Genomic DNA, 13,531 nt, shown 5'->3' on the forward strand with positions numbered 1-13,531 from the left:
GGTCCGCCCTGCGTCCATCCATCCAATACCACTCGAAAGGCGCCAGAATGGCTTTCGTATTCTCACCCGCACCTACCCCTTCCGTTGCCATCGCCGTATCCGAAGACCGGCTGCCCGTCCGCCGTATCTTCTGCGTTGGGCGCAACTATGCTGCCCATGCCCGCGAAATGGGCAAGGACCCGGATCGTGATCCTCCCTTCTTCTTCACAAAGCCCGCCGATGCGGTCGTGGATAGCGATGAGACGGTGGCTTATCCGCCGCTCACGGAAAATTTCCATTACGAGGCAGAACTCGTTGCGGTGATCGGCAGGGCCGGGCGGAACATAACGGAGGCCGATAGCCTGTCGCACGTCTGGGGTTATGCTATCGGTAACGATCTGACTCGCCGCGACCTGCAGCTTGCGGCTCGTGACCAGGGGCGCCCCTGGGATTGGGGCAAGGCCTTCGACCGGTCGGCCGTGATCGGACCGGTTCATCCGGTGTCAAAGGTCGGTCATCCGGAAAAAGGAGCAATCCAGCTCTCCGTAAATGGTGTGGTGAAGCAGGATGCCGACCTTACCGAGCTGATTTGGTCGGTTCCCGAAATCATCTCGATCCTGTCCCACTCGGTCGCCTTGCAGCCGGGAGACCTGATCATGACCGGCACTCCGGCCGGCGTGGGGCCACTGGTTCCAGGAGATATCTGCACGGTGCATATCGACGGTCTCGGCAGCATTTCGACACCGATTGCGGAGCGTTTTGCATCATGACGATGAAGCTGCATAATTTCTTCCGCTCCTCGACCTCGACCCGCCTGCGGGCCGCGCTCAACTTGAAGGGGCTGTCTTACGAATACATACCCTACGTGCTGCGGCGTGGGGACACCCGCAGGCCGGAATACCTGGCGATGAATCCGGCGGGCCTGGTGCCGGTGCTTGAACGAGACGATGGCAAAGTTCTGACCCAGTCGCTTGCCATCATCGAATGGCTCGACGAAACCCATCCAGAGCCCGCCCTGCTGCCGGCCGATGCCGAGGGGCGAGTACGGGTGCGTGGGCTTTCCTACATGATTGCCTGTGAGGTGCATCCGCTGAACAATTTGCGGGTTCTCGGGCAATTGACGGAACAGTTCGGTGCGGACGAGGCAGCGCAAAAAGTCTGGTTCACGCACTGGGTGGAACTGACCTTTGATGCGCTGGAGGTCCAATTGGCCAATGATCCCGCAACCGGGCGCTTCTGTCATGGCGACACGCCCTGCATGGCTGATCTCTGCCTCTACGCCCAGGTGTGGAACAATCGTCGCTTTGAGATCGACCTGGATCGCTGGCCAACCATTGCTCGCATTTTTGCTGCCCTGGACACCATCCCGGCATTTTCCAACGCAGCACCGCCGAGACAACCAGATGCCGCCTGACGCGGCCATTTTCGGGAGCCTGCCATGAGTAAGGAATCGAAGACGCCCACCCCCCATGCGATGCAGCCCGAAGATACGCCTGCGCTGCGTGAACTCTATGCCGGCTTTGAGCGACAGCACATCAGGCCGCTGTGGACCCAGATTGGCAACTTGATGCCAAAACACCCGCATCCCCAAGCGGTTCCCCATATCTGGAAATGGGCGGATTTACTGCCCCTTGCGCAGAAATCCGGTGAACTGGTGCCGGTTGGCCGGGGTGGAGAGCGCCGCGCTCTTGGACTTGCCAATCCAGGGCTGGGCGGCAACACCTATATTTCGCCGACGATGTGGTGCGCTATCCAGTATCTCGGTCCACGCGAAACGGCACCGGAACATCGCCATTCGCAAAATGCCTTCCGGTTCGTGGTTGAGGGCGATGGGGTCTGGACGGTCGTCAATGGTGATCCGGTTCGCATGAGCCGCGGTGATCTTCTGCTAACGCCTGGCTGGAGTTTCCATGGTCATCACAATGACACTGATCATGCCATGGCCTGGATCGACGGGCTGGATATTCCCTTCTCCTACCAGAACGATGTGGGCTTCTTCGAATTCGGGTCCGAACGAGTGACCGACTATGCGACACCCCGGTTCTCACGATCGGAACGCCTGTGGTGCAATCCCGGCCTTCGCCCGCTGTCCGGCCTGCAGGATACTGCGAATTCGCCGATCGGTGCCTATCGATGGGAGTTCACTGACCGGGCTTTGACTGAGCAGCTGTTGTTGGAGGAGGAGGGCCAGCCCGCCACGGTCGAGCAAGGACACGCGGCCATCCGCTATGTCAATCCGACGACCGGCGGCGACGTGATGTCAACGATCCGCTGCGAGTTCCACCGGTTGCGGGCGGGCACCGAGACTGCCACGCGTCGCGAGGTAGGTTCGAGCGTCTTCCAGGTCTTCGAAGGGCGCGGGGTCGTGGTGATTGACGGTGCGACGCATCGGCTGGACATCGGGGATATCTTCGTAATTCCGTCCTGGGTGCGTTGGTCATTGCAGGCCGAAACTCAGTTCGATTTGTTCCGCTTCAGCGATGCGCCAATCATGGAACGATTGAATTTCGCGCGCACTCTCGTTGAGGGAGAAGCACCGTGACGAACCTGGATGCAGGACGGGCGGAATTGCGTGAACGGCAGGGAGAGGGCGCGCGTTACGATGCGCCGGCCGCGCCGAGTTGGGATCTGGCCCTGGCTCGGCGCGGCACGGCCTATTTCGCGCGCTTGCTCAACGATCTGAATGATGCCGAGCTTGATGCACCCTGCGCCGATGCGGTCGCTTCCCGCAGGGCGATCATCGCTGCGGTCGGCCTGCAGGCGCGCCATATGGCCGAGGCCATCGCCTGGTGCCGGGAAAAGGGTGGCACCGCTTTTCCCGATGCGCTGGAACTGAATATGGATAATGTTGCGCTGACGGCGACACTCCCGGCGCGTGCGCTCCGAAACCTGTTCACCCATGCGGAGGTTCACCTCAACGTCGAATGGCGCGACATGACGGATGTGCATTGGGATCAAAGCGTTTTTGGAAAAGACGGCTTGCTCCTTGGGTTGCGTGCGTTGCCGATGCTGCGTGCCCGGTCGCTCTGGAGGGCCGCATTCGATCTTAGATCCGGTGCACGCCGTGCCGACCTGCCGCTGGGCATCGACATTGCGGCTTTGTCGGGTGCCTTTACCCTCCCTTGAGGGTTGGCGAGAATTAATTGATCGTCTATTGGAGCGCCCTTGTCGCGATATCGCGATCGTCGCTCGAGTAACCATTATTCCGGTTGCAACGGTTTCAATCGAGAGGAGAGCCAGCGGGATTGAAACCGCTGGCTGGCCTTACGACCAGGCGAATGCCGGGTTTACATCCATATAGATGCGATAGTCCTGGATCTTGTCGCCGACGCGCTTCCAGATATTGGCGCAGGGCAGCGTGACGGATGTACCGTTCTTGCGACGGTAAGTCACCGCGAGACGAACGATCACTGTTTCTCCTTCTTCCCAGACACCTGAAATGTCATGCCGGATACCGTCGATCCCGGCAAAGAAATCACTGACGGCCCTGGCCGTCGCTGCACGCCCTTCGGTCGCAGGCCAATTGCCGAAGGTGAAGGTGCCGTCTTCGGTCAGGAAGTTGGCAAAGTCTTCCGGCTTTTGGGCGTCAACGGCAGCAAAGACTGCCTTTGCGAGTTCTTGTGCGTTCATTGCAGTTCTTCCCCTCGAAAATAAACTACGGCATTTGCGGTGGCGTCAGGAACTCCACTGCATTGCGGCCGCAGACCTCCTGAATCCGGTCGAAATCATCGGGGCTAAGTCCAACGAGGCCATTGAACATGTCCTCGTATCTACTCTGCGGGCTCAGACCGAGCGTGAAGAGAATGTGCGCCGGCTTATCTCCGGTGATGCGGAAACCGTGTGTCTCGCCCTTGGGCATGTAGACGGTGCCGCCCTTGTCGACTTCGAATTTCTCGCTGCCCACTTGGAACATGAGGCTGCCTTCGATGAGGAAGATGCTCTCATCCTCATTGTGATGAATATGCAGGGGCACGCCTCCTCCAGGCGGTGCAATCTGAATGAACGTCATCAAGGTGGAGCTGCGTTCCTTGTTCAACTTCCAGACAAGGTCCATTCCCATGAAGGAGATCTGTTCGCCCCCATCAGCCGGAATGTGCGCGGATTTTGCGATCATTATTCCCTCCCGTTGGCGAAACTGGTCGCCGAGGCGCGGAGCAACATCGCGCCGCGCCCGATTTCCTGTCAGTCGAGGAAGCCCTCGGGCGGCATCGAGCCCCACATGTTTGCGGCCATGGGCTTATCGGTCCAGACCTTGCCTTTTTGCGGGAATTCCTGATGTACGCGACGGGGTTCATAAACTTCGAGTGACTCATTGACCCGGTCAAGTTCGCAGAACAACTCGATGATTTGACCGTCGGCATTCCGGTGGTAGGTCGAGATGTTATGACCGATACCGTGCCGAACCGGTCCCCAGATAACCGGGATCCGATCAGTCGCCAGCCAGTCGCAGGCATCCCGGATGTGGGTCCAGTCCCGCAGCTCGAAGGCTATGTGGTGCATCTTGTTCTTGGCGCCGGAGACGAGATTGATCGTGTGGTGGTCCGGGCCGCAGCGCAGGAAGGCAAAGAAGTCACCCATCCAGTCGCTGACCTTGAAGCCGAGGACCTCGCAATAGAATTTTACGGCAGCCTGGACATCCACTGCGTTGAAGGCTACGTGCCCCAGCTTGTTGGGCGAGATGCCGGAGGGCTGGAATCCAATGCCGGCGATCGGTGCCTCGACGAAGGTTTCGACCTTCGTGCCCTTGCTGTCTACGAAGACGAGCGAATCCTTGATGCCGGGCTGGCAATCGGACTGGCGCTGGGCCTGAATGCCATGACCAGCGATCTGCTTGGCGTATTCTCCAAGGTCCGTACCCTGGGGTAACTGGAAGCCCAGCGCGTCGCAGCGCGCCTCGGCCCCCTTGCGCAGGACGACCGTATGGCGATCGCCGCTGGATGAGAGATAGGCCGCAGAACTGTCGCGATCCATCAGCGTCAGGCCCATGGTCTTGGTGTAGTGATCGACCTGGCCGTCCAGATCCGGCGTTTCAAATGCCGCATAGACAATGCGATTAACTTTGATCAAGGCTCTTCTCCTTAAGTTCAGACAAAGGTGTTCTCGAGGGTGCCGAGACCTTCGATGGTGATTGCAATCCTGTCGCCCGGCTTGGTGAATTCCGGCGGTCGGCGCCCGAAACCGACCCCGGCCGGGGTGCCGGTCGCAATGATATCGCCGGGCTCCAGCGTCATCATGTTGGACAAATGGCGGATAATATCCCGCACCCCGAAGATCATCTGGCCTGTGTTGGAGTTCTGCTTTATCTCGCCGTTCAGTGTCAGGCAGATCGGCAGGTTCTGCGGATCTGCGACGTAGCGCGCCGGCGTGATCCAGGGTCCGGTTGGCTGGAACTGGTTCCAGCTTTTCTGCATCACCCAGTCGACTCCGACAAAGGGACGGGTCTCGATCCAGTCGCGAGCGGAAATATCATTGAGGACTGTATATCCAGCGACTGCATCCAGCGGATCGGCCATGTCGCCCGGGCCATAGAGCCGACCGATGACAATGCCAAGTTCGGCTTCCCAGTCGATCATCTTGGCGCCGGAAGGCAGCTGAATCTCCTCCTGATGGGCTGCGAGCGAAGTCTGTGGGCGCAAGAAACCATAGGGAAAGGTCGGCGGCTCGGTCACCTTCATTTCCGTGAGGTGGTCACGATAGTTGATGCCGATGCAGACAATCTTGCGGGGGTTTGCGACCGGGGTCAGAAACTGGATGGATTCGGGATCCCGGCCACCGGTAAGCGAGGCTGCGCGGGCGCTGAGGACTGGATCCATGTTCGACCAGTCGGCAAACACAGCCTCCAGCGAGGTCGGGGCGGACTCGCCCAGAACCTCAGGCAAGGTAAATACCTTGTTTCCGACCAGTACGAGCGGGATCGGCCGATTGTCTATTATGCCCGTACCAAGCTTGTATTCGTTCATTTTGGATCGTCCTTCTTTTCGTCCGGAACTCTCAGCCCGGCGGCCTTTGCAAAAACAGCGTATAGAGACGCCACATCCAGATCCCCGTAGCCCTCGGCTATGGCTGCATCGTAGAATCGAGCGCTGCCGGTAAGCAGCGGTATGGGGCAGTCTGCTGCCCGAGCCGCCTCTTCGATCAGGCGGATGTCCTTGGTCAGCATCCGCGTGGAACCCATGACAATATGCCAGTCGCCCTGAGCCATGCGGTTGGCCCGTGCCAGAAACTGGGTTGAGGTTCCCGCACTCGTCTTCAGCGCGTCGATCAGCCGCAATTGGTCCAGCCCGATCCGGGCGGCAAAGGCCAGCATTTCTGCCGTTGCTGCAAGATTGGCGGCAACCAGCATGTTGGCGCAGAGCTTGGCTTTTAGTGCTGCGCCGAAGGCTCCGAGATAGAAAAGTCGGGTCGTCAGGAGCTCGAGAACAGGCCTGACACGCAGGAACACGTCTTCTTCCCCTGAGAGCAGGAATGTTGCTTCCCGGGCTGCGACCATGGATGGCAGGCCGCTGACGGCACCGTCCAGCATAACGCCACCTCGCGCGGCGATCCTTGCGGCCTGTTGCGCTTTGACGGCGGTCGAAAGCGTAGAGAGTTCGACGATGACGCGGCCCGTACAATCGCCCGTGGCGATGCCTCGCGCACCGGAGATGACATCCGCAAGTGCCGCTTCATTGGGCAGGCAGCAAATGATGATATCGGACATTTCGGCGAGTGAGCGGGGGCTGTCTGCAACGGTTCCACCGATCGAGGCAAAGCTCGATGTGTCGCCCCTTCGGTATCCGGCCGGAACAAGACCGCCACGGATCAAGTTTTCGGCAATCGGAAATCCGATCTTGCCAAGCCCGATCAGACCTATTTTGTCGGCCACGATACCCCCCGACAGATCGAAGCACTGGACAGTCCAGGGTCGCTCCATGCCGGGACCACAGCTACGTCGGGCTCATTACCCGTCGGGCTGAGTCGATGATTGGCATCAGCAAACGCATCCGCCAGGACGACTGCCTGGCGGCCCAAAACTATCCGGTGCTTCGAATCTCCTCCGATTCAACATAGGCGGCTTTGATCCGCCCGGCTCCCGTGGCCAACTGTTTATCCATTTTTTGGAAAATGCAAGATTTTTCCAAAATAAAATCGAAAAACAAAAAAACCGCCTGGAAAGAGCACGCAGCATGCATCCATTTTTGATGATCATCGCGTTATGAAGTTGTACCGGAACCTGCAGATTTGCCGTTGCGTGATTTCCGGCTACTCAATTTTGAGAATTAAATAACTGATATATATAGATAATACTGTTCTTCGATCTCGATCGAACGGAAGGCTTCGTCTCGCTTCTAATGAGTCGCTTGACATTATTTCCGTAAAAGTACAGATTTTGGAAAATATCGTGATTATGGATTTTATCTAGAATATGGTCGGGCAGTAAGGAAGAGGAGCCGTGCTGTCCGTGCTTTCACTGAAATTATTAATGGGAGGAGTTGGGTCATGAGAGGACTCAAAGGTAAGACTGCGATCGTAACCGGCGGTGCAAATGGCATCGGCCGTGCCTTCAGCCTGCGTCTGGCGCAGGAAGGCGCCAATGTGGTGATCGCCGATATCGCTGATGGATCCGTGACAGCTGGTGCTGTCGAAAAAGAAGGCGTCAAGACGCTGGCAATCCGCTGCGACATGTCGAGCGGCGATTCCATCGCCGCCATGGGTGCAGAGGTCGACAAGACATTCGGCGGCGCTGATATCCTTGTCCACAATGCCGGGATCTATCCCGCAACTCTCTTCGAGGAAATGTCGTTCGAGGAATGGAAGCGGGTTCTGACGATCAATCTCGACTCAGTCTTTCATCTGACCAAAGCGGTATTGCCAAAAATGAAGGATAAGGGTTGGGGCCGCATTATTTCGGTCTCCTCGACCACCTTCCATTCGGGCATTGCCTACAACTCGCATTATACCGCCTCCAAGGCCGGCCTGATCGGCTTCTCGCGCGGACTGGCGACGGAAATCGGTGTTTATGGCATCACCGTCAATTGCATTGCACCTGGTCTTGTAAAGACCGAAACGACTGCGGCAGGCCCGCATGCACAATGGTTCGACGCCTTGGCCCAGCAGCAAGCAATCAAGCGCACGGAAACTCCGGAGGACCTGGTAGGCCCGATGGCCTTCCTCGCATCCGACGATGCTGCCTTCATCACGGGCCAGACACTATTGGTCGACGGCGGCTGGCGCTTCGTCTGAGGAATGCGGGACGCGGCTGCAAAAAGACGCCGCGTCCTTCCTCCGATCCAATCCACACTTATCATAAAGGGGAGGACGATGGTTCGAACCATGGTCCGGCGCGTGTTCGCCGTTGACGAGATCGGGCTTATTCTTGGCCTTGTAATTCTGATCTTGCTGGTCGGTCTTCCGAATCCGGCTTTGTTTTCGCTCGGGTCCATCAAATCGATCCTTCGTGATGGTGCCTTCGTCGCAATCATGGCCTTCGGCATGGTTTATCTGATTGCCATGATCGAGATTGATCTTTCAGTCGGAGCTATCTACGCCGTTTGTGCGATGCTCGCAGCACTGATGATCAAAGCCGGCTACGATCCTTGGCTCGGAGCGCTCGCGGCGCTTGCCTTCGGCATTTTTCTGGGGGCGATGAACGCGTGGCTCACCATCCTTCTCGACGTGCCGCTCATCATCATCACACTTGGTACGCAGTCGGTCTTTCTCGGCTTCAATCTGATTATCTCCGGCGCGCACCCGGTGTTCGGACTGCCCAAGGACCACCTGTTCTTCGTGATATTCGGAGGCGAGTTCCTTGGCTTGCCGGCACCGACCTGGGTCATGCTGTTCATCGGTATCGTCATGCACATCGTGTTGTACCGGTCTCGTTTCGGGGCAACGGTGCGTGCCATCGGTTCGAACCGCAGCGCTGCGGAATTCATCGGCATTCGCCTCAACCGCGTCCGCATCATTGCGATGGCGATCATGGGCTTCCTGTGTGCCTTGTCGGGCGTTTTGACCATGGCCTACTTCAAGGCGGTCGATCCGGGGCTTGGTATCCAGAAGGAAATGCAGGTCATTGCGGCGGTCGTCATCGGCGGAACGTCGCTGGCGGGCGGGTCCGGTACGCTTGTCGGGGCACTACTCGGGGTTCTGATCATCTCGATCATTCAGTCCGGCATCGTCTTCTTTGGTGTCGATCCGAATTATGGCCGCTTCATCACGGGTGTCGTCATCGTGTTGGCCATAGCACTGGATCGAATTCTGAAACGCCGTCGCATGGTAGGCGCTCATTAACTCCGTGCAACATCATCGTTTCTTGGGAGGGAAACATGAAAAATCGTAACCGTTGGACTATGCATGCCTCGGCCATTGGCCTGGGATTGGCCCTGTCGCTATCTGCGGCAAGTGCTTTTGCCGAAGACCCCATCAGTATTTCCTATGTCGGCGCCTTCACCGCCAATGAATGGCACACGGAGATCGTGGCGGGAGCAAAAGCAGCGGTTGCCGACCTGCCTTTCAAGGTAAACTTGCGTGTCGTCGGTCCATCCGATTTCGATCCGGTGCAGCAAGCAACCATCTTTACCCGAGAAGCGCAAACACAGCCGAATGGCATGATTGTCACCAATGTCGCTTCTGCCCTGTTCGTGCAGCCGGCCCAAGATGCTCAGGCGCAGGGCATCACAGTGACCTGGACCAACGCCGCACCGACCCCGGATTTTGCCGGCTCTCTTTTCGTGTCGGCCGATCCCAAGGCGCAGGGCATGGCTGGCGCCAAAATAGTAGCGAAGGTGCTGGAGGCCCGCACCGGCAAGCCCGCAGCGCAAATCGAGGGGAAATTTGTCGTCGGTCTTTGCGTTCCGGGTCTTGCTACGCTGGAAAACCGGATTGCAGGTTTCCGCAAGGGCATGGCCAAGGTACTTCCAAAAGTCAGCATTCTGCCCACCATCGAAACCAAGCCGGACCGCTCGGGGAACTTCGTGGACTGGAACCAGGCCGTTCAGGCCAACCGGGATGCGTTGGGCTTCATTGATGCCTGTGAGGCCGGTCAGCAGAACATCGCCAAGATCATCGAGGATGACAAGTTGCAGGCAACCTCCGTTGCGTTCGATGCGCCCGCGGAGGTTCGCGATGCGGTTGCGCGCGGCGTCATTCCGGCCTCGGTGCCTTCCAACCACTATCTGCAGGCCTATTTCTCAACATATCTCACCGCGATGGCCCTGCATGACAAGAAGCCCATGCCCAAGGGTTGGGTCGTGCTGCCTCCAACTATCATCGATGCCGCGAATGTCGGAAAGCTTGTCGAGGGCTGGAAAGAGCCGGTGAAGGGCCTGCGCGCTTACTTTGATGCGGACATCAAGCAGGTGCTGGCCGACGTAGCTGCCGGCAAGACAGCAGCAACCGCCGATTACGACAAGGCACCCGATTAATCGCCACTGAAAACTGGGAAAGGGCGCGCCACGCGTGCGTCCTTTTCAATCTGAATGACTGGTTGGAGGCGGGGAAGCCATGCAAAAGATCGTTTTCGAGGCGCGCGGTGTCAGCAAGTCGTTTGGGCCTGTGCAGGTTCTAGACGATGTCTCTCTTTCATTGAAGCAGGGCGAAGTCTTGGGACTGATTGGCGCCAATGGCGCCGGAAAATCGACCTTGATGAAGATACTGGCGGGCAGCCTGCGCCCCAGCGAGGGCGAGATCCTGCTGGATGGCAAGCCTTGCCTCATGAATTCGATGCAAGAGGCATGGGCCGTCGGCATCGGCTTTGTATCACAGGAGCTGAACCTCTTCCCGGCGTTGACTATCCTTGAAAACCTGGCTCTGGTTCCTGGTCAGACCGGTAGCATGCATGACGCAGCACTGCAGAGTGCTTCTGCTGCAACCCTGATGGAACTCGGCCTGACCTTGCCATTGGACATCAAGGTCCAAGAGCTCTCTCTGGCGGATCGTCAGTTGGTTGAGATCGCCAGAGCGTTGCTGCGCAATCCCCGCGTACTCATTCTCGACGAGCCAACTTCGGCACTGCACCCGGCGGAAACGGAGCGCCTGCATGATGTCATTCGCAAGCTGCGCGAGGGTGGTGTTGCGATCATCTATATTTCCCATTTTCTCGAACACCTCCTGGATATCGCCGACGACTTTGCCGTTCTGCGCGATGGTCGACGCATAAACTTTCAGACCCGCAAAGAGCGGCCGACCGTTCCAGAACTGGTCGAGGCAATGCTTGGCTCAAGGCCTGCTGCGGCAACGGTTGCCCCGCTTCGCAAGGAGCGGGGAGCCGGATTGGTTGCGCTCGAAATCGCCGACGCGACGACGCGCAGTGGACTTTCAGTGGATCAGCTGCGCGCTGAGAGTGGGGAGGTCGTCGGTATCGCCGGCCATGTGGGTGCAGGGCCGGAAGATTTGTTCCAGTTGCTTTTCGGGCGCCTGCCGCTGAAGTCGGGCAAGATCTCGCTGCCGTCCGGGCAGGTCATGCGACCCGATACACCTGCGGCCGTGCAGGCGGGCGTCGCTTATTTTCCGGCTGACCGCAAACGACTAGGTCTGACACTGCGCCAGTCGATCCGAGACAACATATCGGCAGTCCGCAGCTTGTCACTCGGCCGAGACGGCCTGTTGCCAAGTGCGCGCCATCAGAGCAACCGCGCCGAGGAAAGAGGCAAGACGATCGGCATCAAGATGTCGAGCATCGACCAGGTAGTCGGAGAATTGTCGGGTGGCAACCAGCAGAAGGTGGTCTTTGCCCGCTGGCTCGAGGCGCGGCCGTCCTTGCTCTTGCTCGACGATCCAATGCGCGGTGTTGACGTGAACGCCAAGCGGCAGATTGCCGGTATTATCCATGACCTCCTGAATGAGCCGCGCGTGATCCTTTTCCATTCAACTGACCCGGCCGACTACGTGGCCATTGCCCACCGGGTGATAATCTTCGTGGACGGCACGACTTTCTGTGAACTGTCGGGAGAACAGTTGACCGAACATAATCTGGTGGCGGCGATGAATGGCATACGGGTCGACGGTGGTGACGATCACCATCAGCCTCATCGGTCCAATCTCGCAAGCCGAGGTGGAGGTTTCCAATGAACTGCGTGAAAGACGAGGTAGCCATCGCAACAGGCGCGGCGGGGCATGCGCATGTGCTCGCCCCTGCGCGATAGGGCGCTCATGTCGTGACGATCGACGTGAACGAGGTTGGCGGTGCGCAAATGTTGGTCGATCGCGGCTTGAACCGCCATCCGCGCACCCTGTTATCGAAACGCAAAGGGAGGATATTGAAATGTCAGAACCAAAAATGATCGGAAGGTTTTTCCAGATGGGGATTGTGGTCCCCGACATGGACGCTGCGCTGAGGGCCATGACGGCCAAGATTGGTACGGGACGATTCATGACCCTGCCGCCGAATCTCAAGGAGTCCTGGTACCGTGGGCGCATGGAGACGATGAGCTACGCGCTTGCCTTCGGCTACATGGGCGACATTCAGGTCGAATTGATGCAGCCCATATCGGGGAATAGCACCTATTCCGAATATCTGGCAAAATTTCCGGAAGGTGGCGTTCATCATCTAGGCTTCGAGGTTGATGATTTCGACGCGGCTGCTGCCATGATGGATGAGCGCGGCTATCGCGCCGTCCAGAAGGGCAGCTTCGGCGACACCCGCTTCAACTACTATGAGCATGACGGCGATACGGGAGTGATCACCGAAATTCTCTTTGTTGATCCTGCCGTGAAGGACATGTTTGCCCGCATTCGTGAGCAGAATTTCTAAAATACGGCTGTATCAATGCGGTCTTGACATAGGCTACCGTATTCTCTCCCTAGGAAACAAACGCGGGGTAGGGCATAGGTAGCCTATTCACCGGGAGGAGCTCCCCGGAATGCAATGAAAATCTGGTGAGACTCTTATGCAAGATGCTGACACAGCTCGCGGAAAACAGACAATCGCCGAAGATGTTTATCATCGGATCCGTGGAGATATCATATCGGGTAAGCTTTCACCTGGCATGACGCTGCGATCGGACTGGATGCGAGAGCAGTATTCCGTGGGGATCAGTCCTTTACGCGAGGCGCTGACGCGCCTGTCCAGCGAGCGCCTGATCGTGGCCGAAAGCCAGAAGGGCTTCCGTGTAGCGCCCATCGATGCGTCTGAAGTGATTGATGTGTTGGAAACCCGTATCATGGTCGAGACGAAGGCGCTTCGCCGCTCGATCGAACTGGGTTCGGTGGAGTGGGAGGGGCGCATCCTGTCTGCCTATCACATCATGTCCCGCAACAAGATTCCGCTGGTCGGGGCAACAGGTACCGAACAGTGGGTGGCGTCGCATCGTAATTTCCACATGGTGTTGCTGTCGGCTTCGGGCTCTGCCTGGTTGCTCCATCTCGCCAGGCTGCTGTTTGATCAGTCGGAGCGCTATCGCGCTGTGCGCGCAGCCCGGGCGGAGGGTGGCAATCTGGCACGGGATATCGATCTGGAACACAAGCGCATTCTGGATGCGACACTGGCACGGGATGCTGACATGGCGTGCAATGCTCTGATCGAACATTATACACGCACCACCAATGCCGTGCTGAAGGTATTGTAGAGTTACCA

Annotated in this window: 15 protein-coding genes; 10 read left to right on the top strand and 5 right to left on the bottom strand. The window is 58.1% G+C overall.

The genetic code is table 11. The features are described from left to right. Positions 1-47: 47 nt before the first annotated feature. From PMI03_RS01025 to PMI03_RS01040, 4 genes are read left to right on the top strand one after another with little or no spacing between them, the layout of a single operon-like run. Positions 48-749, top strand: coding sequence for a fumarylacetoacetate hydrolase family protein (locus PMI03_RS01025; RefSeq protein ID WP_007688994.1), 702 nt, complete (start codon positions 48-50; stop codon positions 747-749). Beyond that, the gene (gene maiA, locus PMI03_RS01030) at positions 746-1,393 is read left to right on the top strand and encodes a maleylacetoacetate isomerase (protein ID WP_007688996.1); all 648 of its coding nucleotides are present in this window, start codon (positions 746-748) and stop codon (positions 1,391-1,393) included. The genes PMI03_RS01025 and maiA overlap by 4 nt, the downstream gene beginning before the upstream one ends. Positions 1,394-1,417: 24 nt before the next feature. Beyond that, complete coding sequence (locus tag PMI03_RS01035) at positions 1,418-2,521, top strand: cupin domain-containing protein (protein ID WP_007688998.1); 1,104 nt, start codon at positions 1,418-1,420, stop codon at positions 2,519-2,521. Continuing rightward, entirely contained in the window at positions 2,518-3,105 is a 588-nt protein-coding gene (locus PMI03_RS01040; protein ID WP_007689000.1) for a hypothetical protein, read from the top strand. Before PMI03_RS01035 ends, PMI03_RS01040 begins: the two co-directional genes overlap by 4 nt. A 138-nt stretch (positions 3,106-3,243) precedes the next feature. On the opposite strand, the gene PMI03_RS01045 is transcribed toward PMI03_RS01040, so the two are convergent. From PMI03_RS01045 to PMI03_RS01065, 5 genes are all read right to left on the bottom strand, one after another. After that, a complete protein-coding gene (locus PMI03_RS01045) occupies positions 3,244-3,609 on the bottom strand; it encodes a nuclear transport factor 2 family protein (RefSeq protein WP_007689002.1) in 366 nt (121 codons plus the stop codon). 25 nt (positions 3,610-3,634) lie between these two features. Then, entirely contained in the window at positions 3,635-4,093 is a 459-nt protein-coding gene (locus PMI03_RS01050; protein ID WP_007689004.1) for a cupin domain-containing protein, read from the bottom strand. 68 nt (positions 4,094-4,161) lie between these two features. Beyond that, positions 4,162-5,046 (bottom strand): VOC family protein, encoded by an 885-nt coding sequence (locus tag PMI03_RS01055; protein ID WP_007689006.1) that lies wholly within the window; start codon positions 5,044-5,046, stop codon positions 4,162-4,164. A gap of 17 nt (positions 5,047-5,063) precedes the next feature. Continuing rightward, positions 5,064-5,939 (bottom strand): fumarylacetoacetate hydrolase family protein, encoded by an 876-nt coding sequence (locus tag PMI03_RS01060; RefSeq protein WP_007689008.1) that lies wholly within the window; start codon positions 5,937-5,939, stop codon positions 5,064-5,066. Beyond that, positions 5,936-6,844, bottom strand: a complete 909-nt coding sequence (locus tag PMI03_RS01065; RefSeq protein ID WP_244421279.1) for an NAD(P)-dependent oxidoreductase — start codon at positions 6,842-6,844, stop codon at positions 5,936-5,938. The genes PMI03_RS01060 and PMI03_RS01065 overlap by 4 nt, the downstream gene beginning before the upstream one ends. Positions 6,845-7,458: 614 nt before the next feature. On the opposite strand from PMI03_RS01065, the gene PMI03_RS01070 reads away from it, so the two are divergent. From PMI03_RS01070 to PMI03_RS01095, 6 genes are all read left to right on the top strand, one after another. Beyond that, positions 7,459-8,202 (top strand): SDR family NAD(P)-dependent oxidoreductase, encoded by a 744-nt coding sequence (locus PMI03_RS01070; protein ID WP_007689012.1) that lies wholly within the window; start codon positions 7,459-7,461, stop codon positions 8,200-8,202. A 78-nt stretch (positions 8,203-8,280) separates the two neighbouring features. Continuing rightward, positions 8,281-9,249, top strand: coding sequence for an ABC transporter permease (locus PMI03_RS01075; protein WP_007689013.1), 969 nt, complete (start codon positions 8,281-8,283; stop codon positions 9,247-9,249). A gap of 35 nt (positions 9,250-9,284) precedes the next feature. Continuing rightward, the gene (locus PMI03_RS01080; protein ID WP_007689015.1) at positions 9,285-10,382 is read left to right on the top strand and encodes a sugar ABC transporter substrate-binding protein; all 1,098 of its coding nucleotides are present in this window, start codon (positions 9,285-9,287) and stop codon (positions 10,380-10,382) included. 79 nt (positions 10,383-10,461) lie between these two features. Next, on the top strand, positions 10,462-12,027 hold the full coding sequence (locus PMI03_RS01085; RefSeq protein WP_007689017.1) for a sugar ABC transporter ATP-binding protein: 1,566 nt from the start codon (positions 10,462-10,464) through the stop codon (positions 12,025-12,027). Between the two features lie 193 nt (positions 12,028-12,220). Next, entirely contained in the window at positions 12,221-12,709 is a 489-nt protein-coding gene (locus PMI03_RS01090; RefSeq protein WP_007689019.1) for a VOC family protein, read from the top strand. A 136-nt stretch (positions 12,710-12,845) separates the two neighbouring features. After that, positions 12,846-13,523, top strand: coding sequence for a GntR family transcriptional regulator (locus PMI03_RS01095; RefSeq protein ID WP_007689021.1), 678 nt, complete (start codon positions 12,846-12,848; stop codon positions 13,521-13,523). Positions 13,524-13,531: the final 8 nt, after the last annotated feature.

The sequence above is a fragment of the Rhizobium sp. AP16 genome (genome assembly GCF_000281735.1).
Taxonomy (GTDB): domain Bacteria; phylum Pseudomonadota; class Alphaproteobacteria; order Rhizobiales; family Rhizobiaceae; genus Rhizobium; species Rhizobium rhizogenes.